At 67.1% G+C, this 24,781-nt stretch carries 22 protein-coding genes and 2 tRNA genes; 8 read left to right on the top strand and 16 right to left on the bottom strand.

The window, feature by feature from the left end; genetic code table 11:
* Positions 1-30: 30 nt before the first annotated feature.
* A complete protein-coding gene (locus tag ACT86A_RS02400; protein WP_445090285.1) occupies positions 31-1,026 on the bottom strand; it encodes an NAD(P)H-dependent glycerol-3-phosphate dehydrogenase in 996 nt (331 codons plus the stop codon).
* Between the two features lie 31 nt (positions 1,027-1,057).
* Between ACT86A_RS02400 and cofC the strand changes: the two genes are divergently transcribed.
* The 3 genes from cofC (at position 1,058) to ACT86A_RS02385 (ending at position 4,944) form a co-directional block, all read left to right on the top strand.
* Positions 1,058-1,741, top strand: a complete 684-nt coding sequence (gene cofC, locus ACT86A_RS02395) for a 2-phospho-L-lactate guanylyltransferase (RefSeq protein ID WP_445090284.1) — start codon at positions 1,058-1,060, stop codon at positions 1,739-1,741.
* 72 nt (positions 1,742-1,813) lie between these two features.
* Positions 1,814-3,985, top strand: a complete 2,172-nt coding sequence (locus ACT86A_RS02390; protein ID WP_445090283.1) for an RNA degradosome polyphosphate kinase — start codon at positions 1,814-1,816, stop codon at positions 3,983-3,985.
* Positions 3,982-4,944, top strand: coding sequence for an NUDIX hydrolase (locus ACT86A_RS02385; RefSeq protein ID WP_445090282.1), 963 nt, complete (start codon positions 3,982-3,984; stop codon positions 4,942-4,944). Before ACT86A_RS02390 ends, ACT86A_RS02385 begins: the two co-directional genes overlap by 4 nt.
* 184 nt (positions 4,945-5,128) lie before the next feature.
* Here ACT86A_RS02385 and ACT86A_RS02380 read toward each other — a convergent pair whose 3' ends face one another.
* The 3 genes from ACT86A_RS02380 to leuC form a co-directional block, all read right to left on the bottom strand.
* Complete coding sequence (locus tag ACT86A_RS02380; RefSeq protein ID WP_445090281.1) at positions 5,129-5,776, bottom strand: HU family DNA-binding protein; 648 nt, start codon at positions 5,774-5,776, stop codon at positions 5,129-5,131.
* Positions 5,777-5,932: 156 nt separating this feature from the next.
* Positions 5,933-6,541, bottom strand: coding sequence for a 3-isopropylmalate dehydratase small subunit (leuD, locus tag ACT86A_RS02375; protein WP_445090280.1), 609 nt, complete (start codon positions 6,539-6,541; stop codon positions 5,933-5,935).
* A gap of 39 nt (positions 6,542-6,580) precedes the next feature.
* Complete coding sequence (gene leuC / locus ACT86A_RS02370; protein ID WP_445090279.1) at positions 6,581-8,002, bottom strand: 3-isopropylmalate dehydratase large subunit; 1,422 nt, start codon at positions 8,000-8,002, stop codon at positions 6,581-6,583.
* 169 nt (positions 8,003-8,171) lie between these two features.
* Between leuC and ACT86A_RS02365 the strand changes: the two genes are divergently transcribed.
* The 3 genes from ACT86A_RS02365 (at position 8,172) to ACT86A_RS02355 (ending at position 9,736) form a co-directional block, all read left to right on the top strand.
* A complete protein-coding gene (locus tag ACT86A_RS02365; RefSeq protein WP_445090278.1) occupies positions 8,172-8,873 on the top strand; it encodes an IclR family transcriptional regulator in 702 nt (233 codons plus the stop codon).
* Between the two features lie 33 nt (positions 8,874-8,906).
* The gene (locus ACT86A_RS02360; RefSeq protein ID WP_445090277.1) at positions 8,907-9,407 is read left to right on the top strand and encodes a pyridoxamine 5'-phosphate oxidase family protein; all 501 of its coding nucleotides are present in this window, start codon (positions 8,907-8,909) and stop codon (positions 9,405-9,407) included.
* Between the two features lie 149 nt (positions 9,408-9,556).
* Positions 9,557-9,736, top strand: a complete 180-nt coding sequence (locus tag ACT86A_RS02355) for a DUF5302 domain-containing protein (RefSeq protein ID WP_445090326.1) — start codon at positions 9,557-9,559, stop codon at positions 9,734-9,736.
* A gap of 717 nt (positions 9,737-10,453) precedes the next feature.
* On the opposite strand, the gene ACT86A_RS02350 is transcribed toward ACT86A_RS02355, so the two are convergent.
* The 4 genes from ACT86A_RS02350 to ACT86A_RS02335 form a co-directional block, all read right to left on the bottom strand.
* Positions 10,454-10,526: transfer RNA gene (locus ACT86A_RS02350), tRNA-Glu, on the bottom strand.
* Between the two features lie 146 nt (positions 10,527-10,672).
* A tRNA-Gln gene (locus ACT86A_RS02345) sits at positions 10,673-10,744 on the bottom strand.
* Between the two features lie 185 nt (positions 10,745-10,929).
* Positions 10,930-12,414: a glutamate--tRNA ligase gene (gene gltX / locus ACT86A_RS02340; protein WP_445090276.1), complete on the bottom strand. Its 1,485-nt coding sequence runs from the start codon at positions 12,412-12,414 to the stop codon at positions 10,930-10,932.
* Positions 12,415-12,427: 13 nt separating this feature from the next.
* Positions 12,428-13,225, bottom strand: coding sequence for a fumarylacetoacetate hydrolase family protein (locus ACT86A_RS02335; RefSeq protein WP_445090275.1), 798 nt, complete (start codon positions 13,223-13,225; stop codon positions 12,428-12,430).
* 205 nt (positions 13,226-13,430) lie between these two features.
* Between ACT86A_RS02335 and ACT86A_RS02330 the strand changes: the two genes are divergently transcribed.
* Complete coding sequence (locus tag ACT86A_RS02330; protein WP_445090274.1) at positions 13,431-14,612, top strand: MFS transporter; 1,182 nt, start codon at positions 13,431-13,433, stop codon at positions 14,610-14,612.
* A 317-nt stretch (positions 14,613-14,929) separates the two neighbouring features.
* Here ACT86A_RS02330 and ACT86A_RS02325 read toward each other — a convergent pair whose 3' ends face one another.
* The 6 genes from ACT86A_RS02325 to ACT86A_RS02300 form a co-directional block, all read right to left on the bottom strand.
* On the bottom strand, positions 14,930-15,937 hold the full coding sequence (locus ACT86A_RS02325; RefSeq protein ID WP_445090273.1) for a 3-isopropylmalate dehydrogenase: 1,008 nt from the start codon (positions 15,935-15,937) through the stop codon (positions 14,930-14,932).
* Positions 15,938-16,202: 265 nt separating this feature from the next.
* On the bottom strand, positions 16,203-17,801 hold the full coding sequence (gene serA, locus ACT86A_RS02320; protein WP_445090272.1) for a phosphoglycerate dehydrogenase: 1,599 nt from the start codon (positions 17,799-17,801) through the stop codon (positions 16,203-16,205).
* Between the two features lie 95 nt (positions 17,802-17,896).
* Complete coding sequence (locus ACT86A_RS02315) at positions 17,897-18,418, bottom strand: winged helix-turn-helix transcriptional regulator (protein ID WP_445090271.1); 522 nt, start codon at positions 18,416-18,418, stop codon at positions 17,897-17,899.
* A 315-nt stretch (positions 18,419-18,733) separates the two neighbouring features.
* Positions 18,734-18,937: a cold-shock protein gene (locus tag ACT86A_RS02310; RefSeq protein WP_054814460.1), complete on the bottom strand. Its 204-nt coding sequence runs from the start codon at positions 18,935-18,937 to the stop codon at positions 18,734-18,736.
* 585 nt (positions 18,938-19,522) lie between these two features.
* Entirely contained in the window at positions 19,523-21,364 is a 1,842-nt protein-coding gene (gene iolD / locus ACT86A_RS02305) for a 3D-(3,5/4)-trihydroxycyclohexane-1,2-dione acylhydrolase (decyclizing) (protein ID WP_445090270.1), read from the bottom strand.
* 327 nt (positions 21,365-21,691) lie between these two features.
* A complete protein-coding gene (locus tag ACT86A_RS02300; RefSeq protein ID WP_445090269.1) occupies positions 21,692-22,588 on the bottom strand; it encodes a TIM barrel protein in 897 nt (298 codons plus the stop codon).
* 344 nt (positions 22,589-22,932) lie between these two features.
* Between ACT86A_RS02300 and ACT86A_RS02295 the strand changes: the two genes are divergently transcribed.
* Positions 22,933-23,952, top strand: a complete 1,020-nt coding sequence (locus tag ACT86A_RS02295; RefSeq protein WP_445090268.1) for a Gfo/Idh/MocA family protein — start codon at positions 22,933-22,935, stop codon at positions 23,950-23,952.
* 115 nt (positions 23,953-24,067) lie between these two features.
* Here ACT86A_RS02295 and ACT86A_RS02290 read toward each other — a convergent pair whose 3' ends face one another.
* Positions 24,068-24,346: a hypothetical protein gene (locus ACT86A_RS02290; RefSeq protein ID WP_445090267.1), complete on the bottom strand. Its 279-nt coding sequence runs from the start codon at positions 24,344-24,346 to the stop codon at positions 24,068-24,070.
* A 31-nt stretch (positions 24,347-24,377) separates the two neighbouring features.
* Entirely contained in the window at positions 24,378-24,701 is a 324-nt protein-coding gene (locus ACT86A_RS02285; RefSeq protein ID WP_445090266.1) for a hypothetical protein, read from the bottom strand.
* Positions 24,702-24,781 lie beyond the last annotated feature (80 nt).

Below are 24,781 nucleotides of genomic sequence, written 5' to 3'. Positions count from 1 at the left end.
GCGCATACCCCCGAGCCGGACGCAGCCGGATCACTCCGGTTTGATCTGCCGTCCGAGCAGGTTGCCGACTGCTTCGCGCACCGAGAGCCCTTCGTGGCAGACCTGATGCACCGCGCTCGTCAACGGCATCTCGACCCGGTACTGCTCGGCCAACGCGCGAATGGACGTGCAGGACTTCACGCCCTCCGCGACCTGGCCATGGGTGGCCGCCTGCGCGGCATCCATGGAGCCGCCCGCGCCGAGCACGTAACCGAAGGACCGGTTGCGCGACAGCGGCGAGGTGCAGGTGGCGACCAGGTCGCCGACCCCGGCCAAGCCGGCCAGCGTGGTGGGTTCCGCGCCGAGGGCCACCCCGAGCCGGATGATCTCGGCCAGTCCGCGGGTGATCAGACTCGCGATCGAGTTGTCACCCAAACCCATCCCCGAGGCGATGCCGCAGGCGAGCGCGATGACGTTCTTGCACGCGCCGCCGATTTCACAGCCGACCACATCGGTATTGGTGTAAGGCCGGAAATATCCGGTCGCGCTGGCGTGCTGCACCGCGACCGCGCGATCGTTGTCCGTGCAGGCGATCACGGTGGCCGCGGGCTGTTCCACCGCGATCTCGCGCGCCAGGTTCGGCCCGGACAGCACCGCGATCCGGTCCTGGTCGGCACCGGTGACCTCGCCGATCACTTGACTCATCCGCAGCAGCGTGCCGGTCTCGATCCCCTTCGCCAAGCTCAGCAGGGTGGCATCCGGTCCGAGCAAACCCTTCCACTGCGCGAGGTTCGTGCGCAACGATTGCGACGGCACGGCCAGCACCACGATGTCCGCCCCGTCCAGCGCCACGCCGGGATCATGGGTGGCCGCGATCGGCGGCAGCGGAATATCGGACAGGTAATCGGGATTGCGATGTTCGGAGGCCAGCGCGGCGGCCACCTCGGGCCGCCTGGCCCAGATCGTGACCTCGGTTCCCGCGTCCGCCAAGACCTTCGCGAACGCGGTGCCCCACGATCCCGCACCCAGCACTGCCGCCCTCGTCATCAGCCCAATATGCCATGGAAGGATTGCCCGCATGCGCCCGCACGCCGTGCACGTCGTGATCGCGGTCAAGAGCCTCGATCAGGCCAAGAGCCGACTTGCCCACCGGCTGCGCCCGGAACACCGGGCGCGGCTGGTGCTGGCCATGCTCGCCGACACCGTGACCGCCACCACCGCAGTCGGTGATGTCGGTTCGGTCACCGTCGTCACGCCCGATCCCACCGTCGCCGATCTGGCCCGCGCGCTGGGCGCCGACGTGCACCCGGAGCCGCCCGAACAGAACGCCGACGGGCTCAACACCGCTTTGGCCGCCACCGCCACCGCGCTGCGCGCCGCGCGCGGCCCCATCGATCTAGTCGCCTTACAGGCCGATCTGCCGGCGCTGCGTCCGCACGAGCTGTCGGAGATGCTGGCCAGTGCTGCGCCGGGCACCCGGTCGATCGTGGTCGATCACGCGGGCAGCGGGACGGTCGCGCTCGTCGTCCGCGACCCGGTCGCCGCGCTCGACCCGCGCTTCGGCTCGGGCTCCGCCCGCAGCCATATCGCCGCAGGCGCAATAGCTCTCGCCGGGGAGTGGCCAGGGCTGCGCTTGGACGTGGACACTGCCGACGATCTGGACCGCGCCGTCGCGCTCGGGGCAGGTGCCACGACCCGCACGGTTCTGCAGGACATCGGCTGGCCCAGCGGTGTTCACGAGCACCTTCCGCATGTGTGCTAGGCGGTCGCCGCGCTAGCGTGACCAACACGTCAATCCCAGGTCGGGGGTCGCGAACGGGCGCTTGGGTAAGGGATGATCGTTGCTGTGAGCGATACGGAAACCATCAAGCAGCAGCCGTTGCTACCCATGCCACCTCCGGCGGCGACACCCCCGTCCGCCGACATTGCGGCACCGCGGTTGCCACGTGATCGCTACCTGAATCGCGAATTGAGTTGGCTCGACTTCAACGCCCGCGTGCTCGCCCTCGCCGAGGACGCCTCGCTCCCGCTGCTGGAACGCGCGAAGTTCCTCGCGATCTTCGCCTCCAACCTTGATGAATTCTATATGGTGCGGGTGGCGGGCCTGAAGCGGCGCGCCGAGACCGGCCTGCTCGTGCGTTCGGCCGACGGCCGCTCCCCCGGCGAGCAACTGGAGCTGATCGCCGCGCGCACCCAGGAGATCGCGGTGCGGCATGCTCGCGTGTTCCTCGACAGCGTGCTGCCCGCGCTGACCGGCGAGGGCATCGCGATCATCGACTGGGCCGATCTGGACGACGACGAACGCCGGCGTCTTTCCAGCTACTTCCAGGATCAGGTCTTCCCGGTCCTCACCCCGCTCGCGGTCGACCCGGCGCACCCCTTCCCGTACATCAGCGGGCTGAGTCTCAATCTGGCCGTGACGGTGAAGGATTCCGCCACCGGCGGGGAGCATTTCGCCCGCGTCAAGGTGCCGGACAACGTCGACCGGTTCGTCCGCGTGCGCCGCACCGAATCCAGCTCCCCCATCGCCGCTTTTCTGCCGATGGAGGCGCTCATCGCCGCCCATCTGGACCTGTTGTTCCCCGGCATGGACGTCGTCGAGCAGCACTCGTTCCGGATCACTCGCAACGCCGATTTCGAGGTCGACGAGGACCGCGACGAGGACCTGCTGCAGGCGCTGGAACGCGAACTGGCCCGGCGCCGGTTCGGTTCGCCGGTGCGCTTGGAGGTCTCCGACGACATGACCGAGCACATGCTCGATCTGCTGCTGCGCGAGCTGGACGTCCACCCCGACGACGTCGTCCAGGTGCCCGGCCTGCTCGACCTGTCCTGCCTGTGGCAGGTATACGGTGTGGACCGGCCGAACCTGAAGGACACCCCGTACGTCCCCGCCACGCCCGCCGCGTTCGGCGAGCGCGAGACCCCGCGCAATGTCTTCGCGGCGCTGCGCGAGGGCGATGTGCTCGTGCACCACCCGTACGACTCGTTCTCCACCAGCGTGCAGCGGTTCATCGAACAGGCCGCCGCCGACCCGCAGGTGCTCGCGATCAAGCAGACGCTCTACCGCACCTCCGGTGACTCCCCGATCGTCAACGCGCTCATCGACGCCGCCGAGGCGGGCAAGCAGGTGGTCGCCCTGGTGGAGATCAAGGCGCGCTTCGACGAGCAGGCCAACATCAAGTGGGCACGTGCGCTCGAGCAGGCGGGCGTGCACGTGGTGTACGGCCTCGTCGGCCTCAAGACGCACTGCAAGACGTGTCTGGTGGTGCGCCGCGAGGGCGCGACCATACGCCGCTACTGCCACATCGGGACCGGCAATTACAACCCGAAGACCGCGCGCCTGTACGAGGACGTCGGATTACTCACCGCCGCACCGGAAATCGGCGCCGACCTGACCGACCTGTTCAATTCGCTGACCGGTTACTCGCGAAAAGAGCGCTACCGCAACCTGCTTGTCGCCCCGCACAGCGTCCGCTCCGGCATCATCGAGCGCATCCAGCGCGAAACCGAACTGGCGTCCCACGGGCACGACGCCCGAATCCGGCTGAAGGCCAACGCGATCGTCGACGAGGAGGTCATCGACGCGCTGTACCGAGCCTCGCAGGCGGGTGTTCCGGTGCAGATCGTGGTGCGCAGCATCTGCGGGATTCGCCCCGGTGTGCCGGGCATGAGCGAGAACATCGAGATCCGCTCGATCCTGGGGCGGTTCCTGGAGCACTCGCGCGTGCTGCATTTCCAGGCCCAGGACGAGTACTGGATCGGCAGCGCCGACATGATGCACCGCAACCTCGACCGTCGGGTCGAGGTGATGGCCCAGGTGAAGGACCCGCGGCTGACCGAGCAGCTCGGCGACGTGTTCGACTCGGCGCTCTCGCCGACGACGCGCTGCTGGGTACTGCAGCCCGACGGCACCTGGCAGGCCGCTCCGGGGGCCTCGGGGGATGGTGACAAGATCAGAGATCATCAGGAGTTCTTGATGCGGCTGCGGAGGCCCGAACAGCAGTGAGCGAGGAAGCGGGATTCGAACAGGAGGGGGGCCCGTTCTGGGATCCCCGTATCACCGCCAATATCCGCGCCGCGGGGGCGGTGCTGTGGCGGGCGTCCGCGCGGGGAACAGTGGAGATCGCGGTCGTGCACCGCCCCAAGTACGGCGACTGGTCGCTGCCGAAAGGCAAGCTGGACCCCGGCGAGACCCCGGTGCTGGCCGGGGCCCGCGAGGTTCGCGAGGAGACCGGGCTGCAGGGCAGGCTCGGCCGCTACCTCGGCCACGTGACCTACCCGATTCCGGGCCATCGCAAGCTGAAGCGGGTCGACTACTGGGCCGCCGAGGTCGTGGGTGGCCAGTTCTCGGCCAACGCCGAGGTGGACATGCTCAGCTGGTACCCCTTGGACCGCGTGATGGACCAGTTGTCCTATCCGATGGACCGCCAAGTGGTGCGCGTCTTCTCTCGCCTGCCCGCGCGCACCAGCACTCTCTTGCTGGTGCGGCACGCGTCAGCCGGCCGTAGGGGCCGGTTCAACGGACCCGACGAGCAGCGCCCGCTCGATCGCGAAGGAAAGCGGCAGGCGCAAGCGCTGGTGCCGAATCTCTTGGCGTTCGGGGCATCCGAGATCTATTCGGCCGATCCGCTGCGCTGCGTGCAGACGATGCAGCCGCTGGCCGAGCAGCTCGGCGCCGAAATCGCCATCGAACCACTGTTTTCCGAACAGGGCTTCGCCGCGGATCCGGCGCCTGCTCGCGAACGGCTTCGAAACCTGGTGTCGGACAAGGCCGTTCGTGTGATCTGTAGTCAGGGCAAGGTGGTCCCGGACCTGCTGGGTCGGCTGGCCGAACAAGACGGCATCGGGCTGCCCTCGGCGCGCAATCGCAAGGGCAGCGTGTGGGTGCTGTCGTTCGTCGGGCGGCGCTTGGTGGCCGCCGACCATCTGGATCGTTCCCTGTCGGTCCAGGCGGTGAATGCCTGACGACTCGACGGCCCGCCGCTGCGGATCGGTGAGCACACCCTCATACACCGACAGCTACCGCCCTGGGGGACACACGACACCCGAAAACGGCCCCGGGTGTCTCCCGGGGCCGTCTCGACGTTGAGGCGAATGGGCCCGCTCTCCGGGGCCGCACATTCGACGCCGATCCGGCGGTGGCTCGAGATCAGCGGGCGCGACGAGCCGGGGCCTTCTTGGCCACGGTCTTCTTGGCAGGTGCCTTTTTGGCGACAGTCTTCTTGGCGGCGGTGGTCTTCTTGGCCGCCGTGGCCTTGGTGGCCGTCTTCTTGGCCGGAGCCTTCTTCGCGACCGCGGTCTTCTTCGCAGGCGCCTTCTTGGCCGCGGTCTTGCGAGCGGTGGTCTTTGCCGGGGCCTTGGCGGCCGCCTTACGAGCCGTGGTCTTGGCGGGCGCCTTGGTGGGCGTCGCCTTCTTGGCCGCGGTCTTCTTCGCGGCCGTCTTCTTCGCCGCCGCTTTCTTCGCGGCCACCGGCGCATTCACACCGCGCTTGACGGCAGGACCGGTCGCGGCCAGTTTCTGCTTACCCGCGATAACCGCCTTGAACTGAGCACCGGGACGAAACGCGGGCACCGATGTGGGTTTCACCTTCACGGTTTCGCCGGTGCGCGGGTTCCTGGCGACTCGCGCCGCACGCTTACGCTGTTCGAACACACCGAATCCGGTGATTGTGACGCTCTGCCCCTTGTGCACCGCGCGCACGATGGTGTCGACCACATGCTCGACTGCCGCGGTGGCCGTGCGCCTGTCCGTACCCAACTTTTCGGTCAGAACGTCGATCAGTTCCGCCTTGTTCATTGAATCCTCCGCAGACTAATGGCCCGTCGTCGGACCGACTAGGTACCACGGTAAACCCACTTTGGGCAAGAGTCTATGTGCCACGCCAAAATTCATGTGGTTTAGCACACGTCCAGCTACCGCTACTCAGGCCGCACAGCTAACCGCCGAGGGTGATTACGTCTGCGAAATATGTGCCGGGTAGGTGACGGGTTTCCATGTTGGCCTTGCCTTTTCGAACCGGTCGATGGCATCTTCCTGCCGAAGAGTGAGCCCGATGTCGTCCAATCCCTCCAGCAGACGCCACCTGGTGTAGTCATCAATATCGAACGGCAACACGACGGTTCCAGCCGCCACAGTGCGTGCCCGGAGATCCACAACCAATTCCAACCCGGGCTGTTCCTCGAGCAACTTCCAGAGCATTTCGACATCGTTCTGTGACATCTGAGCGGCCACCAGTCCACCCTTACCCGCATTGCCGCGGAAGATGTCGGCGAACCGGGACGAGATGACCACCCGAAAGCCGTAGTCCGACAGCGCCCAAACGGCGTGCTCACGCGAGGATCCAGTACCGAAATCCGGGCCCGCCACCAGCACACTACCCCTGTTGTATGGCTCGATGTTCAGAATGAAGTCCGGATCGGTGCGCCATCTGGCGAACAACCCGTCCTCGAATCCCGTACGAGTGACCCGCTTCAGGTAGACGGCGGGGATGATCTGATCGGTATCGACATTGGAGTGCCGCAGCGGCACCCCGATGCCCTTGTGCACGGTGAAGGCTTCCATAACGAATCTCCTGGGTTTGATTGAGGGAATCGGTGCCGGTCAGTTCAGATCCGCAGGCGAGGACAGAGTTCCACGGACCGCCGTCGCGGCCGCGACAAGGGGGGAAACCAGGTGGGTACGGCCGCCTTTGCCCTGCCTTCCTTCGAAGTTACGGTTCGAGGTGGACGCGCAACGCTCGCCGGGCGCGAGTTGGTCCGGATTCATTCCCAGACACATTGAGCAGCCCGCCTGCCGCCATTCGGCGCCCGCCGCGCTGAAAATCTCCCCCAGTCCTTCTTTTTCCGCCTGTGCGCGAACCCGCATCGACCCCGGTACAACCAACATTCGCACGCCGTCGGCGACATGTCGTCCCTTCAAAATCCCGGCCACCGCACGCAAATCCTCAATGCGCCCGTTGGTGCACGATCCAACGAATACGGTGTCGATCGGCACGTCCCGAAGTGGAGTACCCGGCTCCAAGTCCATGTACCGCAGCGCTTTCTCCGCGGACTCACGGGCCGTCTCGTCGGCGATGGCGGCCGGGTCGGGCACCGCCTCGCCCAGCGGGGCCCCCTGACCCGGATTGGTACCCCAGGTGACGAACGGGGTCAGCGCGGTGGCGTCGATGTGCACCTCGGCGTCGAAAACCGCGCCCTCGTCGGTCTTCAGCGCCTCCCAGGCGGCCACCGCCGCGTCCCAGTCGGCGCCCTGCGGCGCGTGCGGCCGCCCCGCGAGGAATTCGTAGGTCGTCTCATCCGGCGCGATCATGCCCGCCCGAGCGCCCGCCTCGATGGACATGTTGCAGATCGTCATTCGGGCCTCCATGGACAAGGCCCGGATGGCCTCGCCCCGGTACTCCAGGACGTAGCCCTGGCCGCCGCCGGTGCCGATCTTCGCGATGACGGCCAGGATCAGGTCCTTGCTCGTCACCCCGGCAGGCATGGCGCCGTCCACGGTGATCGCCATCGTCTTGAACGGCCGCAGCGAGAGGGTCTGGGTGGCAAGCACATGCTCGACCTCGGAGGTGCCGATACCCATCGCCAGCGCGCCGAACGCGCCGTGCGTCGAGGTGTGACTGTCTCCGCAGACCACGGTCATCCCCGGCTGGGTCAGGCCGAGCTGCGGCCCGACCACGTGCACGATGCCCTGGTCCAGGTCGCCCATGGAATGCAGCCGGACACCGAATTCCGCACAGTTACGCCGCAGCGTCTCGACTTGGGTGCGCGAAACAGGGTCGGCGATCGGCTTATCGATATCGATCGTCGGCACGTTGTGGTCCTCGGTCGCGATCGTGAGATCCGGCCGGCGCACTCGCCGCCCCGCGGTCCGCAGCCCGTCGAATGCCTGCGGACTGGTCACCTCGTGGACCAGGTGCAGATCGATGTAGATCAGGTCCGGCTCGCGCGAGGCACCCGTACCCTCGCCGCGAGCGACGACGTGCTGGTCCCATACCTTCTCGGCCAGCGTGCGTGGTTCGGCCATTGTCGATCACCTTTCGGACGAAGCAGCCGTTCCGCGATCTGGACGTCGATCCGGCGACGGTTGCGCAATTTCGGATAGCCGCGCCTGGCCGGAACGCTGATGACCACAACTCACGGAGGTGGACTCCACCGAAGTGGTTTCTCAGCATTCGAGACGCTAATATCGTTCTATGAGACAGCATAGCGGCATCGGCGTTCTCGACAAAGCAGTGGCCGTGTTGTACGCCGTAGCGGAGCATCCCGCCGGCCTCAACGAGCTGTGCGCGCGCACCGGCCTGCCCCGCGCCACCGCACACCGCCTGGCCGTCGGGTTGGAGGTGCATCGACTGTTGGCCCGCGACAGCAACGGGGCATGGCGCCCCGGGCCCGCTCTCGCCGAGCTCGCGAACAGCGCCGACGACCCGCTTCTCGAGGCCGCCGCGGCCATCCTGCCCCGCCTGCGCGAGATCACCGGCGAAAGCGTGCAGCTCTACTGTCGCGACGGCAACGCGCGCGTGTGCGTAGCGGCCCTGGAACCCCCGGTCGGGCTACGCGACACCGTTCCGATCGGAGCGCGATTGCCGCTCACCGCCGGCTCGGCGGCCAAAGTTCTGCTGGCGTGGTCCGACCCGGAGTTCCAACGCGCCATCCTGGCCGACGCCGTATTCAGCGAACGCGCGCTGGCCGAGGTGCGCAGGCGCGGCTGGGCCCAAAGTGCCGCCGAGCGCGCGGCCGGTGTGGCAAGCGTTTCCGCACCGGTGCGCGACGCCGGGGGCACAGTGGTCGCCGCCGTGTCGGTGTCGGGCCCGATCGACCGGATGGGCCGCAGGCCGGGTGCGCGCTGGGCGGCGGATCTGGTCGCGGCCGCCGAGGCGCTCCACAAGCGCCTGTAACGCGTTCCATTTCGAACTCTTTAGAGTTAGCCCATGGGAGTCAATCAGCGGGCACAGATCGTGATGTCCGACACCGAGATCACCAAGTTCCTCGAGCGCAGCCGGATCGCGACGCTGGCGACGCTCGGCCGCAGCGGCACGCCGCACCTGACCGCCATGTGGTACGCACTCATCGACGGCGAGATCTGGTTCGAGACGAAGGCAAAGTCGCAGAAAGCGGTGAACCTGCGGCGCGATCCGCGGGTCTCCTGCCTGGTCGAGGCGGGCGATTCCTACGACCAGCTGCGGGGTGTATCAATCGAAGGCCGAGCCGAGATCATCGAGGACGCCGAGAAACTCTTCGCCGTCGGCGTGAGCGTGTGGGAGCGCTACACCGGCCCCTACAGTCCCGAGGTACGCCCGATGGTGGAGTCCATGCTGAACAAACGGGTCGCCGTGCGGGTCGTGCCCGAGCGCATGCGCAGCTGGGATCATCGCAAGCTCGGCCTCCCGCGGATGCCGCTCGGCGGTTCCACGGCGCACGCGCTGGACTGAACAGACCGCCCCCGCCCGGTGCGACGCGCCCGAAATCCAACTGACACAACCGCCGCGCGCAGGATAGTTTCGAGGTGTTCGACATGAATCGGCCGGGCACCGCCGCCCGCAAGAACGCGCTGCGCGGCCGCGACGACGAGGAGCAGGCGATGGCGGATTCGGGTAAGTCCAATGGCTCCGACGAGGTGAAGCGCAAGTTCCGGGAGGCACTGGAGCGTAAGAACCAACAGAACGCCCGCGCGGCCGACCACCTCGACGGACGGTCCAAGGCGTCAGCGGCGCACACCGCGGCAGCCCACAAGCGGGAATTCCGGCGCAAGAGCGGATAGTTACGCAACGACGAGGCGGGCCCTTCAGCAAGATCGCTGGAGGGCCTTTCGTTTGGCTTCGGACAGCCGATCAGCGAACGACCACCGAGGCCGGACCGTTCCCGGCACCGAAACGGAGTCGCGGCCGACGGGAAGCGAAGACTTACCCCGATACCCGTGAGCAAAACCTCCACCAGGAATCCAGCAACAAGCCCTGAAGAGACCTGACCGCAGCCCCCGAGCCATCAACCCGCGTACAAAGCCCCCTCCAACCGGTCACTCTCCGGCGAACCCGTCCGGTCACGAGTCCGGGAGACCAACCGCAGTCGGAAGTCCCAAGCCAAACCCCCGGCCAGGACTCCGCCAGGCGAACCCCCACTCGGACGCCCCAAGCCAACCGGCCAGCCGGGAACCCAGGAGGCAAGCCGCCAGCTAGAACTCCGGGAAACGAAACCTCAGTCGAGAGTCCCAAGGGCAAACCCCGCCAGCCAGGATTCCAGTAGACGAACCGCCAGGCCGGGACTCCGGGAGGCGAACCCCGGTCAGGACTCCCGGAGCGGAGCCGGCCGCGCGGGGGTCCGGGGGCGAAGCCCTCGCAGGCGAGGTCCGGGGGCGAAGCCGGCCGCGCGGGAATCCCGGGGCGAAGCCCTCGGGCGGGGTGTGGGGGTTGCACCCCCACAAGACATTGCGAAACGAGAAAGGCCCACGCTCTGTGTGAGCATGGACCTTCCACTCGTGTAGCCCCGACGGGATTCGAACCCGCGCTACCGCCTTGAGAGGGCGGCGTCCTAGGCCGCTAGACGACGGGGCCAGGACCACTTCTCGCTTTCGCGAGGAGCGCCATGGTGATCTTTCGATCAGGAGGCTCGGCTAGCTTAACCGGCCGAAGCCCGGCGACCAAATCGCCGGTTGCTGTCATGATTTCGGCCGCGAACCGAAGTCGAACAACACACTCCGCTGGGGTACCAGGACTCGAACCTAGAATGGCTGAACCAGAATCAGCTGTGTTGCCAATTACACCATACCCCAATGACCAGGTCATTCCGCCTCGCGTCTGGATGACTCGAGACCGTGTTCCGGGCCGAGAAGAAGAGTACCAAACGGCTACCGGTTTACTACAAATCGCCTGGTCAAAGCCATATTTTCCGCACTTTGCGGCGCGCATCGCCGCCGCTGGGCCCGCCGTCGACGGACTTCGCGCCCGGCTGCGCGGATCAGGACGGCGTCGGGCCCGGCGCGGTCCAGCTCAGCGCGGAGCGCAACCGGTCCAGGGTGACGTCCCGGCCGAGCAGTTCCAGCGACTCGTACAGCGGCGGGCTGATATGCGATCCGGTCACCGCGACTCGCACCGGCGCGAAGGCTTTGCGCGGTTTGAGCTCCAAATCATCGATCAGTGCCTTTTTCAGCGCCTCTTCGATCGCGTCGGTCGCCCACTGCGTCAGTGGCGTCACCGCGGCAATAGCCGCTTGCAATATCTCGACGGCATCGGGACCGAGATTCTTGGCGCCCGCGGCGGGGTCGATCGCGAACTCGTCCGCGGGTGCGAACAAGAAACGCAACAGTTCCCAAGCGTCGGCCAACACGACGATCCTGGTCTGCACAAGTGCGGCTGCCTCGGCGAACACTTTCTCGTCGATTTCCGCGCCGATATGACCGCGTTCGGTCAGATACTCGCGAAGCCGGTGAGTGAAATCACCCGGCTCCAGCAATCGGATGTGCTCGGCGTTGAGCGCGTCCGCCTTCTTCTGATCGAAACGGGCCGGATTCGAATTCACTTTCGATATATCGAAGGCTTCGACCATCTCCGTCATCGAGAACACATCGCGGTCCTCCGAGAGGCCCCAGCCGAGTAGCGCGAGATAATTCAGCAAACCCTCAGGAATGAATCCGCGGTCGCGGTGGGCGAAGAGATTCGACTCGGGATCCCGCTTGGACAACTTCTTGTTGCCCTGCCCCATGACAAAGGGCAGATGACCGAACTCCGGCGTGAAATCGGTAACCCCGATCCGGCGCAGCGCGGCATACAGCGCCAGCTGCCGCGGGGTCGAGGAGAGCAAGTCCTCACCGCGCAGAACGTGGGTGATCCGCATCAGCGCGTCATCGACCGGGTTGACCAGGGTGTACAGCGGGTCACCGGTGCCGCGGGTAAGCGCGAAGTCCGGGACGGAGCCCGCCTTGAAGGTGGTCTCGCCGCGCACCAGATCGTGCCAGGAAAGGTCCTCGTCGGGCATCCGCAGCCGGATCACGGCCGGCCGCCCCTCGGCCCGGTACGCCGCGATTCGCTCGGGCGTCAGATCGCGGTCGTAGTTGTCGTAACCGAGTTTCGGATCGCGTCCAGCAGCCCGATGACGGGCCTCGACTTCCTCTGGCGTGGAGAACGATTCATATGCCTCCCCGGCCGCCAGCAAACGCCGAACCACGTCCAGATGAAGGTCTTTTCGCCCGGACTGACGATACGGTTCATAAGGGCCGCCGACCTCCGGCCCCTCGTCCCACGTGAGGCCGAGCCAGCGCAGTGCGTCGATAATCGCCCGGTAGGACTCTTCGGAATCGCGAGCGGCATCGGTGTCCTCGATGCGAAAGACGAATGTGCCGCCGTGATGGCGGGCGTAGGCCCAGTTGAACAACGCCGTCCGGATCAGGCCGACGTGCGGCGTTCCGGTCGGTGACGGGCAGAATCGGACCCGTACTTCAGTCATGGCTCTCTTTCGATCAGCGTTTGGCGGCAACGGGATTGGTGAGGGTTCCGATGCCCTCGATGGTCACCGAAACCTGCTGCCCGTCCGTCATCGGGCCGACGCCCTCCGGGGTGCCGGTGAGAATGACGTCACCGGGCAGCAGCGTCATCACGGTGGTCACCCACTCGATGAGCTTCGGAATGTCGTGCAGCAGAAGCGAAGTGCGGCTACGTTGACGCACCTCGCCGTCGAGCTCGGTAACGATCTCCAGATCCGAAGGGTCCACGGAGGTTTCGATCCACGGGCCGAGCGGGCAGAACGTGTCGTAGCCCTTGCCCCGCGTCCACTGGCCGTCGTGGCGCTGCTGGTCGCGGGCGGTCACATCATTGGCCACGGTATAGCCGAGCACGACGTCCAGCGCGCGGGCGGCGGGCACGTCCTTGCATGGGCGGCCGATGACGATGGCCAGCTCTCCTTCGTAATCGACCCGAGAGGCGCTGGGCGGCAGGATGATCGGGGCGTTCGGGCCGACGATCGCGGTGTTCGGTTTGAGGAAGATGACCGGGTCTTCGGGGGCGGCACTGCCCATCTCGGCGGCATGGGCGGCGTAGTTCTTGCCCACACAGACCACCTTGCTGGCCAGGATCGGGGCGAGCAACCGCACGTCGGCCAGCGGCCAGCTCCGGCCGGTGAACGTCGGTGTGCCGAACGGGTGTTCCGCGATCTCCTTGGCGATCAGCGATCCCACCCCGCTTTCGCCGGTGTCGCTTCCGTCGCCTTCGATGCTGACGAAGGCGACTCCATCGGGACTGGCAACTCGACCTAGACGCATGCCCGGCAGTCTATCGACCCGTCGCCACCTGCCCGAACGCGCCCGAGGCGAGGGGTACGGAATTTTCGGCCGGCCGACGGGACCGCGCTGTGAGCAGCCCGACAGCCGCAGCCGTCGAGGCGCGCGGCCACGCGGGTGTACCGTGAGCGTGGGATTCACAAAGTGGGAAATATATCCCGTATATTGAGACATTGAGGAGACGCCGATGGCGATCGCGACGCAGATCGACGAGGTTCGGCGCTGGTACATGCTCGGTCTCGGCGTCCTCGCCCAGGCATCCAGCGCGGTTTTCGTCCACGGTGTTCCGTTTCTCCTGCCCGCGCTGACCGAGCGCGGCCTGCCGCTGGCCACCGCGGGCTTGCTGGTGGCCATGCCGACGGTTGGGCTGGTGTGCACGCTCATCGCGTGGGGGTTTGTGGTCGACCGGATCGGCGAGCGCAAGGTGCTGATCGGCGGACCGCTGGTGATGCTGGCGGCGGGGTGCGCCGCGGCGGCGACCACCGACGACATCGCCTTGGGCGCGTTGCTGTTCCTCGGCGGCATCGGAGCGGCCAGTACCAACGGCGCCAGCGGTCGGCTGATCGTCGGCTGGTTCCCGCCGCATCGGCGGGGGCTGGCGATGGGAATCCGGCAGACCGCGCAGCCGCTCGGCGTCGGCGTCGGTGCGCTGGCGATCCCCGCGGTGGCCGGTGCCTACGGTGTGTCCGCGGCCATCCTGGTCCCCGCGCTCATGGCCGGTGTGGCCGCCCTCGGCTGCCTGACCGGCGTCGTCGACCCGCCGCGCCCCGCGAGCTCCGCCGCCGAACCGGCGTTGCGCGCCAACCCTTATCGCGACGACGCCACCCTTTGGCGCATCCATCTGGTCTCGGTGTTGCTCGTCATCCCCCAGGGCACCGTATGGACGTTTGCGCTGCTGTGGCTGCACCGTGACGTGGGCTGGTCGCTGCCCGCCGCAGGCGCGCTGGTGACGTTCACCCAGATTCTCGGCGCGCTGGGCCGGATCGGCGCCGGGGCGTGGTCGGATCGCGTCGGTAGCCGGATGCGCCCGCTGCGCACGGTCGCCGTCGCCGCCGTGCTCTCGATGGCGGTCTTGGCACTCGCCGCCTGGACCCACTGGTGGTGGGCCGCCATCCCGCTGCTGATCGCCGCGTCGGTGATCACTGTCTCCGACAACGGATTGGCCTTCACCGCGGTCGCCGAGATCGCCGGCCCTTATTGGAGCGGCCGTGGCCTCGGCATCCAGAACACCGGGCAGAATCTCGCCGTGGCCGCCATCCCTCCCCTGTTCGGCGCGCTCATCACCGCGAGCGGCTTCCCCGCCGCCTTCCTCCTCGCCGCAGCAGCAGCGGCAGCCGCCGTCCCGCTGGTGCCGACCGACGCCGAATAGCTTGTCCCGTAATATCTCCCGCCGACCAACCAGGTCGACGACCGCACATCAGCCGCAGCGCCGCGCAGAGGAACAGCACGAAGCGGGTGAACACTCCTGTGTGCCCGGGACGCAGAGCCGTTCCCAGCGGGCCGAACTAACGGGACCGGTGTCGCGCTCCACATCGACAGCGACCCGCGACGGTGCGGCGAGCGTGGGATCCGGATCCCGCACCAGCCGTCGATTTCTCGCACCGGCCGAGACACGGCCGCCGAACAATGGCAGGACATGCAAAGGTCCCGCTCCGGGGGCCGGGGCGGGACCTTCCCACGTCGATGTCAGAGCGCGGCGGCGATGCGCTCGCCGATCTGCACTGTGGACGCGGCGCCGGAGCGGGACGCGAGATCTTTCGCGACGGCGGAGTCGATCCGGGCCGCGGCCTCGGTGTCGCCGAGGTGGTTGAGCAGCAGGGCGACCGAGAGGATCGCGGCGGTCGGGTCGGCCTTGGACTGACCGGCGATATCCGGGGCGCTGCCGTGCACCGGCTCGAACATGCTCGGGTTGGTCCCGGACGCGTCGATGTTGCCGCTGGCCGCCAAGCCGATGCCGCCACTCACGGCGGCCGCCAGGTCGGTGATGATGTCGCCGAAGAGGTTGTCGGTGACGATCACGTCGAACCGGCTCGGATCATTGACCAGGTGGATGGTCGCGGCGTCGATGTGCTGGTAAGCCGTTGTGACATCGGGGAACTCGGCGGCGACCTGGTCCACCGTGCGCTGCCAGAGCGAGCCCGCGAAGGTGAGCACATTGGTTTTGTGCACCAGCGTGAGCTGCTTACGCCGGGCCTGCGCTTTCGCGAAGGCGTAACGCACCACGCGCTCGACGCCGAACCGGGTGTTGGTGCTCACCTCGGTCGCCACCTCGTGCGGGGTGTCGACGCGGATCGCGCCGCCGGTGCCCGTGTAGGGGCCCTCGGTGCCTTCGCGCACCACCACGAAGTCGATGTCGGGGTTGCCCGCCAGTGGACCTGTCACGCCGGGGAACAGTCTGGACGGCCGCAGATTCACGTGGTGGTCCAGCGCGAAGCGGGTGCGCAGCAGCAGGCCACGTTCGAGCACTCCGCTCGGCACCGAGGGATCGCCGATCGCGCCGAGCAGGATCGCGTCGTGCTGCTTCAATTCGGGCAACACCGAGTCCGGCAGGATCTCGCCGGTCGCGTGGTAGCGCCGGGCGCCGAGGTCGTATTCGGTCTTCTCGACTCCGGGCACGACCACGTCGAGTACCTTGAGCGCCTCGGCGATGACCTCGGGCCCGATCCCGTCACCCGGGATGACAGCAAGCTTCATGACAAATGCTCCGTTCGATGTTTGCCGGTCGCGGCCGCCACGATGCGCGGTCCATGGGTTCGACCGTCGGGGTGAGCACGACGTTCCGGCCGGGTGCGGCGCACCGTCACGGTACTCGGCGCGACCGGATAGTCGAGAACTGGGCGCGGACGCGGGACCGAAAGACCAATGCCTGCCCGCCCGGCCCAACCGGCGGCGCCGCGCACGAATGCTGCGTGCGCGGCGCCGGTCCTCGCGGGTATCAGAGCGTGCGCCCGATCGGCGATCAGAACAGATCGACCAGGACGATCTTGCCCGCGCCGACCGACTCGGCGATCGCCGCCTGCACGTCGGCGGGCACCTCGCGGGCGACCCGCAGCACCACGGTCGCGCCCTCCTTGTTCGCGTCCTGGGTCAGCTGTGCGGCCAGGATGTCGATCCCGGCCTCGCCGAGCTTGGTGCCGATCTTGCCCAGCGCGCCCGGCTTGTCCTCGTAGTTCAGGATGGCCAGGTTCAGGCCCTCGGCACGCATGTCGTAGTTGCGGCCGTTGATGTTGACGATCTTCTCCACCAACTGCGGCTCGGTCAGCGTGCCGGCCACGTTCAGGGTGGCGCCGTCCCCGAAGACGGCGCGCAGGTCGACCACGCTGCGGTGGCTCGAGCTCTCCGACGCTGTCGAGACCTGCGTGCTGATCCCGCGGTCCTTGGCGAGCGCGGGCGCGTTGACGAACGTGACCTGGTCCTCGACGTGCGCGGAGAAGATGCCGCGCAGCGCGGACAGTTCCAGCACGGCGACCTCCTGCGCGGCCAGCTCACCGCGCACCAGCACCTCGACGCTGACCGGCAGCTCATTGGACAGCGCGCCGAGCAGGGCACCCTGCTTGCGCACGATGTCCAGCCAAGGTGCGACCTCTTCGCTGACGGCGCCGCCGGTGACGTTCACCGCACCCGGCACGAACTCCCCGGCCAGCGCGAGCAGCACCGACTTCGCGACGTCGGTGCCCGCCCGGTCCTGGGCCTCGGCGGTGGACGCGCCCAGGTGCGGGGTCACGACGACCTGCGGCAGATCGAACAGCGGGCTGTCGGTGCAGGGCTCGGTCTCGAAGACGTCCAAACCGGCGGCACGGACGTGACCGGACTTGATCGCCTCGGCCAGCGCGGCTTCGTCGACCAGGCCACCGCGGGCGGCGTTGACGATGACCACGCCCGGCTTGGTCTTGGCGAGGGCCTCCTTGCCGATGAGGCCTTTGGTCTCCGGAGTCTTCGGCAGGTGGATGGAGATCAGGTCGGCGCGCCCGAGCAGTTCGTCGAGGCTCAGCAGCTCGATGCCGAGCTGCGCGGCGCGCGCCGGCGACACGTACGGGTCGTAGGCGACCACCTTGGTTTCGAAGGCGGCCAGTCGCGCGGCGAACAGCTGGCCGATGCGGCCCAACCCGACCACACCGACGGTCTTGCCGAAGATCTCCACACCGTTGAACTTGCTGCGCTGCCAGGTGCGCTCGCGCAGGGTGGCGTCCGCGGCCGGGATCTGGCGCGCCGCCGCCAGCAGCAGCGTGACCGCGTGCTCGGCGGCGGTGTGGATGTTCGAGGTCGGTGCGTTCACGACCATGACGCCGCGCTCGGTCGCGGCGGGCACATCGACGTTGTCCAGGCCGACGCCGGCGCGGGCGACGATCTTCAGGTTCTTCCCGGCTTCCAGCACCTCGGCGTCGACCGTGGTCGCCGAGCGCACGAGCAGCGCGTCGGCTTCGGGCACCGCGGCCAGCAGAGCCGGCCGGTCGGGACCGTCGACCCAGCGAACCTCGACCCCGTCACCGAGCGCGTCGACGGTCGACTGGGCGAGCTTGTCGGCGATCAGAACTACAGGACGGCCTGCTTGGCTCACGGGGGTTACTCCTGGGGAATGGGGTCGGCAGTTTCCGCCGACCAGCTTAGTGCGCACGATTTCGCCCGCTCCCACCCCCTGGCCGACAGCGGTTCTCAGTCGAGCGGCTGGGTGATCGCTCCCGCCGGCGCGTCCTCGGCTTCGACGTACACCCGCGCGAGCCGTTCGGCCGCGGACGGCTGGTCCTGATCCGGACGCGGTATGCCGAGGTGCGTCTCCCGCAATTCGTCCATGAATTCCCCCCACATTCCCGGGCCACCAGCCTCGAGCAACTCGGCCCGCGCACGCAGCCGCTCGGTGGTCGGGCGGTGGCGCAGCCCCCATGAGCCGAGCTGCGCCATGATCGGCACCAACTGGATGGCGGGCTCGGTGAGCCGATACTCCGCCTTTTGGCCGGGCCTGGTGTCCGCACGGCTGAGCAACCCTGCCGCCACCAGCCGCTTGAGCCGGTCGGACAGGATGTTGGACGCGATGCCCTCCTCCGATCCGGCCAGCAGCTCCCGGAAATGGCGCCGGTCGCCGAACATCACGTCGCGCAGCACGAGCAACGTCCACCGATCGCCGATCACCTCGATCGTCGCGTTGATCGGGCAGCCCGAACGTCCGACATCGCGCATCCGGCGCTCCTCCAACTAGACAGCTACTGCTTGCAATATACAACTAGTCAGCCTCGGGCAACCAGTTGCACATTACAATCACCAAGGAAATGCGCGAACCACACCCAAGCCGAGCGTGCACAATCTGTCAACCCCCCTGGACAGATAGGTCGCTGAGCCGAACCGGAGCCGGTCCGACCTCCTCGGCGAGGACGGCTTGCGCCGACACGAATCTTCGCCACGCCGATGCCATCGGACCGTCGGATGAAAAAGCCCTTGAACAGGGAAAAGGCCCCACACCGTGCGGTGCGGGGCCTTCGGAAAGCTAAGTCGCGATCAGAGAACGCGGACGTCCTGGGCCTGGGGACCCTTCTGCCCCTGGCCGATCTCGAACTCCACGCGCTGCCCCTCATCGAGGGACCGGAAACCCGCGCCGCTCACAGCCGAGTAATGCACGAAGACGTCGGGGCCCCCGCCGTCTTGCGCGATAAAGCCGAAGCCCTTCTCGCTGTTGAACCACTTCACAATGCCTTGAGCCATTTCATACCTTCTGTAGACGAGCCAGGTTGGTGTTGATCGATATGCCTGGTCTCGTAGATCAACGATGCCACGATCCGACGAAATACTCACGTTCGATCCCGCCAACTGTGAGCTAAAGCTCACGACGGCGCCTCGACAACCCCGGCTCCGTCGTTCGCGAATGCGCGTCGCGTCCTCGGATCACTCGCCGGCACTCGCTCACGACGGCGCCTCGCAGGCGCTCGTTCACGGGCGAACCGTGTCTTCACCTCCCATGCTCGGTTGGGCCCCGACCCGCACGGCCGCGTCGGAACGGCCATTCGGGTGCCCACGTCTCCTGCCGGATGAGCTCGCCGTCATTCCGCGCCGAACCCACCCCGATCGCATGGGTTACCGCGCCCGGCCCCCATGAATCTTTTTGGCGACACAACTCTGCACAGACCGTCCGCAGAACTCCACGAACTCTGCCACGGTTCAACTTTTGAACAAGTTGGACTTTGCCACCAGTTCTGTTGTGCTCCAATGGATTACAGCCTACAGCACGCGCACTACGGCGCCTCGGGATAGGTCCCGCGGCAGCCAACCGCATCATTCGTCGAGTTCTGTTCACGGCCGCAGATAGCGCAGCTGACGCGGTTTCGTCTCGTCGTATTCGACCCGGCCCGGCAGATGCTCCGGCACCCCGACCTCCCACCAGGCGCCCGCCTCGGTCCACGCCGACGGCCGCGTCCGCACCACGAGCACCGCCGGACAGGATTCGGCGGCGGCCGTGGCACGTGCCCGCACGTAGGCGTCGCGGAATTCGTCCAGGTCGGCAGCCGTGAAAACGGAACATCCCAAGGCGGCGGCATGAGCGGCGAAGTCGACGCGGGGCGGGTGTGCCCGGATGGTGCGGCAATCGGCGTAGAAGTTGTTGAACGGCGCACCCCCTTGGCTCTCTTGCAGCCGGGCGATCACCGCGTAGCCGTCGTTGTCGCAGACCACCGCGACGAACGGGTGCCCGGCGAACGCCGCCGAGAACAATTCCGAGTTGAGCATCAGATAGGAGCCGTCCCCGAGCAACGTCGTGACCGCGCCTTCGGTATGCGCCATCGCCGCGCCCCACGCGCCCGCGAGCTCGTAGCCCATGCAGGAGAAGCCGTACTCCACATCCATGGTGGGCGCGCCGCCCGTCGCGCGCCAGCCGCCCACGAGTTCGCCGGGCAGGCCGCCGGAGGCCGTCATCACATAGTCGCTCGGCCCACTCAGGTCGTTCACCGCGCCGACGATCTGGGCGTAACTCGGCATACCCGGGGTTGGTGCCCGCAGTTCGTCGACGTGCGCGTCCCAGGCGCTGCGTAGCGTCGCGGCGCGCGCCGTCCACTCCGGATCGATGCGAAACTCCCCCAGTTCGTCCGCCAGCTCGCGCACGGTGACATCGGCGTCACCCACCACCGCGAGGGCGCCGTGCTTGACCGCGTCGAACCGCGCCACGTTGATCGTCACCAGGCGAACGTCCGGGGCGAATACGGTCCAGGACGCGGTGGTGAAGTCCTGTAACCGGGTCCCGATCGCGAGGACCAGGTCGGACTCGGCCGCCAGCGCGTTCGCCGACGCCGACCCGGTGATGCCCAACGGCCCCGCGTAGAGCGGATGGCCGTGCGGTACGAGTGTGCGGCCCGCCGTGGTCTCCGTGATCGGAATGCCGTGGCGCTCAGCGAAATCCAGCACAGTGCGCCCGGCGCCCGAATAGCGGACACCGCCACCCAGCACCAGCATCGGACGCCGGGCGGCGCGCAGCGCGGCGGCGGCGTCGGTGCGGGCCCGCTGATCCGGGCGAGGCCGTACCAGACGGTGCACGATCGGGGTGAAGAGCGCGTCGGGGAAGTCGTAACGCTCGGCCTGCACGTCCTGCGGGAGCGCGAGGACGACCGGCCCGGCGTCGGCCGGGTCGGTGAGCACGCGAACCGCCTGGGGCAGGGTGGATATCAGCTGTTCCGGGCGGGTGATCCGGTCGAAGTACCGGCTCACCGCACGGAAAGCGTCGTTCACCGTGACGGTGGCGTCGGTGAAGTGCTCGACCTGCTGCAGCACCGGGTCGGGCGCGCGACCGGTGAACGTGTCACCCGGAAGCAGCAGCAGCGGAAGGCGATTCGCGTGCGCGACGCCCGCGGCCGTCAGCATGTTCAGCGCACCGGGACCGATCGACGAGGTAGCGACGCCGACCTGACGCCGGTGCGTCGCCTTGGCATAGCCGACGGCCGCGAGCGCCATCCCCTCTTCGGTGTGCCCACGCCACACCGGGAGCTCGTCGCGCCGTTCGTGCAGGGCGGTACCGAGACCGAGCACGTTGCCGTGCCCGAAGATCCCGAACACCGCGGGGAACAGCGGCACCTCGCGACCGTCGAGTGTTTCCGAGCGCTGGGCGACCAGCCAGGCCACCAATGCCTGCGCCATGGTCAGTTTCATCCGATGCGTCCTTCGTGCGGGACCGGGTAGCGAGGCGAATCGGCTCGGCGGTGATCTCGGACTCCAACGCGGTGGGCTTGCTCGACCCTCGCCTCCCCAGCTGCCGAGTCATGACGGACCGGCCAGAACATCGCGCGACAGCTCTCGCCGACGTTTCCAGCACGCCACCACATGGTCCGCGTCAGCCGCTTGGTCACGAGTCCAGCTCCCTCGAATTCACGACACCACGAACTGCAAGGCTGCCAGTTCCTGGCCACAGCGGATGGCGCAAGCGCCACGTGGTCGCGCCGCACGGTGGACCGGAGACATCGTTGTCATCGCCTCCCGCTAGATTCCCGCCGCAGCCAGCGCGATATCCGCCAGATGACGCAAACTGCGTTCGGTGTCGCGGCCGGGCTGGCGCGCCGAATCGGTCGACCGCAGCGAAACGTCCTGCTCCAGCACGTACCAGCCCCGATAGCCCGCGGCCTGCATGCCGCGCACGAGCGCCGCGATGTCGATATCCCCCTCACCCAGCGGGACATACACGCCGCGGCGCACTGCCTCGCTGTACTCCAGGTTCCCGCCGCGCACCTGATCGGCCAGGGCACCCCGGACATCCTTGAGGTGAACGTGCCCGACTCGCTCGGCATGTCGCTGCGCGAACCGCACCGGATCGGTGCCGCCGATGAGCAGATGGCCGGTGTCCAGGCAAAGGTCGAGATCGGAATCGGCGAGGAACCGCTCGATTTCCGGCCGGCTCGCCACGTGGGTGCCGACATGCGGGTGCAGAACAGTGTGCAGGCCATGCACGGCGGCGGTATCGCGAATCGCGGCGGCCGTGTCGACCAGGGTGCGCCATTCGGCGTCGGTCAGTTGCGGTCGCGCGTCGTATCCCCTGAGCCCGGTTGCGGCGGCGAGCACGAGGATTTCAGCGCCGGTGGCGGCCAACAGTGTGGCCGTGTCCTGCGCCCGCGCGAGGGCGTCTCGCGCGTCGTGGTGGAGCACGAGGGCAAGGAATCCGCCGACCGCTGTCAGGCCGAAGGTACCGAGCAACCGTCGCAGTTCAGCTGGGTCGCGCGGCAGGTAGCCGGGAGGGCCGAGCTCGGTCGCGGACATGCCGAGAGCGGCCATTTCCGACAGAACGGTGCGCGGGTCGAGCACGTACCCCCAGCCGGGAACCTCGCAGACTCCCCAAGAGATCGGGGCGGCCGCGATGCGCAGCAGGTGGAGCGGTTCGGTCATCGGCGCTTCTCCGACCTACGATGTCGAAATGGCTTCGTTCTCTTGGAGCGCTCCAACTATGTAACTCGGGTCATAGCGTGTCAAGGACCTCCCCGTGCCCCGTCAAAGCGCTACTACCAGCATATATTCCAGTTCTTCCGCCGAACCGACAGCGGCCGAAGCGTTTGGAAATTCCGATCAGCCCGCACCGAACGATTCCGCGGCGGCCGAACCTGCCCGGTCCGCCGCCGAGTGGAACCTCCGCTCGTCGTCCGCACCACCCCGACCGCTCCACGCTGAATCACCGGAGCCCGCCAGCGCGCGTCACGATGCCATATACGCGATTCCATATATAAGGAGAGCCGATGTCATCCCACCGAGCCGTCACGCTGGGCCTCGCCGGAACCGGCCGCATCGGGACCTCACACGCCGCGACCCTGAAGCGGCTCCCGAACGTGGCCACCGTCCTGGTCGCCGACGCCGACGCGGACCGAGCCCGCACCGTCGCCACCGACCTCGGCGTCGAATTCGCCCCCGACCTCGACATCCTCTTCGCCGCCGACCTCGACGGCCTGATCATCGCCACCACCACCGACTCCCATCCCGAACTCATCATCCGCGCCGTCGACGCGGGCATCCCTGTCTTCTGCGAAAAGCCCGTGGCCGCCGACATCGACGGCACCCTCGCCGTCATCGACCACATCCGCAACTCGCCCGTCCCCGTCCAGATCGGCTTCCAACGCCGCTTCGACGCCGGCTACCGCGCAGCGCGCGAAGCGATCCGATCCGGCAAACTCGGCTGGTTGCATACTTTGCGCGCCACCACGCTCGACCCGGTGCCGCCCCCCGCCGAGTACATTTCCCGATCCGGCGGCATCTTCCGCGACTGCGGGGTACATGATTTCGACATCATCCGCTGGGTGACGGGGCGGGAGATCCTCGAGGTGTGTGCGATAGGGGCAAATCGGGGTGCGGCGTTCTTCGCTGAAGCGGACGACGTCGACACGGGCGCGGTGCTGCTGCGTCTGGACGATGGGGTGCTCGCGACCGTTTCGCTGACCCGCTACAACGGGGCCGGGTACGACGTGCGGCTGGAAGCGTTGGGGTCCAAAGGGAATGCGATTGTCGGGTTGGACGACCGTGCACCACTGACTTCCGTCGAACCTGAACACAGTCGGTCCCCCTATCCGCCCTATGGGAGTTTCATGGAACGGTTTCGCGCGGCGTATGCCGATGAACTGACGGCGTTCATCGAAGTCGCGACCGGTCGGCTCGACAATCCCTGCACTCCGGCCGACGCATTGGAGGCGTTCTATGTCGCGGAGGCGTGCGAACTGTCGCGCCGCGAGGGCGTCAGGGTGAAGGTCGCCGAAGTCCGGCGCTGATTCCGCCCGATAACGAAAGGCGAGGCAATCTATTCACTACAGATCTCGGCATCGCAGTCCAATTCGGCGCCATTACTTGCAGCCGCATCGATACGGTGACCCACCCCTGACCCGCTCAGAAAATAATACTCATGCACACGATCAATGATGCCAGCGATCCGACCCAGGAAAGGACCAGTCCTACACCTGCCTGACGTGCCCTACCGCCGCAAAGCGCGAGGATGATCACGAGAATCAGCTCGACCGGGAGGACAAAAACATAAAACACGTAGTAAGCGGGATACACAAGCAGCAGAACAGTGTTCACGAACATACCGATTGCGGCGGCAATAAAGGATGGCTCGCCAAGCCATTCGATGTTCTTCGCCTCCCCAGGCCCGTAGCGACTCCGCATCATGCGACTGCGATCCCCGATCTGCGATCCATTATATTCCTACGAACAGCAATATCGTGAGCAGCAATGCTGCTGCGGTAATAATCCCAACCGATGCCCCTCGCGCTATCGGCATTCGAAGCCTCCTAATGGCAACCGCGACGACGATGCCGAAGCATGCGGGTGCGACGACGGCAATCGGCGGTATCTCGTCATACCCTGGATCGACGAATCGCATGATTATCGCAAAGAACATCACCTGAACGACAAACCACAGCACAATCGCCGAAGTGGCCGCCGTCCAGTAATGACGAATTTCGGAGTCAGATGGAGCACGACCTGAATCATGCTCACCGGACGATCCATTCTCCACCATCAGGCCGTGCCTTCCGGAATCGGATAATTGGAAGCCTTGATGATCGCTTCCGCGGTATAACTGGAATTGTCCGCAACGGC

The organism is Nocardia glycosmidis (assembly GCF_052545115.1).
The sequence above is the reverse complement of the archived record's forward strand: the minus strand, read 5'-3'. Positions and strand labels throughout refer to the sequence as shown.

Excerpts from the sequence above, each read along its gene's own strand:
- ACT86A_RS02400 (WP_445090285.1), bottom strand. The coding sequence starts at position 1,026 with ATGACGAGGGCGGCAGTGCTGGGTGCGGGATCGTGGGGCACCGCGTTC.
- cofC (WP_445090284.1), top strand. The coding sequence starts at position 1,058 with ATGCGCCCGCACGCCGTGCACGTCGTGATCGCGGTCAAGAGCCTCGAT.
- ACT86A_RS02390 (WP_445090283.1), top strand. The coding sequence starts at position 1,814 with ATGATCGTTGCTGTGAGCGATACGGAAACCATCAAGCAGCAGCCGTTG.
- ACT86A_RS02380 (WP_445090281.1), bottom strand. The coding sequence starts at position 5,776 with ATGAACAAGGCGGAACTGATCGACGTTCTGACCGAAAAGTTGGGTACG.
- leuD (WP_445090280.1), bottom strand. The coding sequence starts at position 6,541 with ATGGAAGCCTTCACCGTGCACAAGGGCATCGGGGTGCCGCTGCGGCAC.
- leuC (WP_445090279.1), bottom strand. The coding sequence starts at position 8,002 with ATGGCCGAACCACGCACGCTGGCCGAGAAGGTATGGGACCAGCACGTC.
- ACT86A_RS02365 (WP_445090278.1), top strand. The coding sequence starts at position 8,172 with ATGAGACAGCATAGCGGCATCGGCGTTCTCGACAAAGCAGTGGCCGTG.
- ACT86A_RS02360 (WP_445090277.1), top strand. The coding sequence starts at position 8,907 with ATGGGAGTCAATCAGCGGGCACAGATCGTGATGTCCGACACCGAGATC.
- ACT86A_RS02355 (WP_445090326.1), top strand. The coding sequence starts at position 9,557 with ATGGCGGATTCGGGTAAGTCCAATGGCTCCGACGAGGTGAAGCGCAAG.
- gltX (WP_445090276.1), bottom strand. The coding sequence starts at position 12,414 with ATGACTGAAGTACGGGTCCGATTCTGCCCGTCACCGACCGGAACGCCG.
- ACT86A_RS02335 (WP_445090275.1), bottom strand. The coding sequence starts at position 13,225 with ATGCGTCTAGGTCGAGTTGCCAGTCCCGATGGAGTCGCCTTCGTCAGC.
- ACT86A_RS02330 (WP_445090274.1), top strand. The coding sequence starts at position 13,431 with ATGGCGATCGCGACGCAGATCGACGAGGTTCGGCGCTGGTACATGCTC.
- ACT86A_RS02325 (WP_445090273.1), bottom strand. The coding sequence starts at position 15,937 with ATGAAGCTTGCTGTCATCCCGGGTGACGGGATCGGGCCCGAGGTCATC.
- ACT86A_RS02315 (WP_445090271.1), bottom strand. The coding sequence starts at position 18,418 with ATGCGCGATGTCGGACGTTCGGGCTGCCCGATCAACGCGACGATCGAG.
- ACT86A_RS02310 (WP_054814460.1), bottom strand. The coding sequence starts at position 18,937 with ATGGCTCAAGGCATTGTGAAGTGGTTCAACAGCGAGAAGGGCTTCGGC.
- iolD (WP_445090270.1), bottom strand. The coding sequence starts at position 21,364 with ATGAAACTGACCATGGCGCAGGCATTGGTGGCCTGGCTGGTCGCCCAG.
- ACT86A_RS02300 (WP_445090269.1), bottom strand. The coding sequence starts at position 22,588 with ATGACCGAACCGCTCCACCTGCTGCGCATCGCGGCCGCCCCGATCTCT.
- ACT86A_RS02295 (WP_445090268.1), top strand. The coding sequence starts at position 22,933 with ATGTCATCCCACCGAGCCGTCACGCTGGGCCTCGCCGGAACCGGCCGC.
- ACT86A_RS02290 (WP_445090267.1), bottom strand. The coding sequence starts at position 24,346 with ATGCGGAGTCGCTACGGGCCTGGGGAGGCGAAGAACATCGAATGGCTT.
- ACT86A_RS02285 (WP_445090266.1), bottom strand. The coding sequence starts at position 24,701 with ATGGTGGAGAATGGATCGTCCGGTGAGCATGATTCAGGTCGTGCTCCA.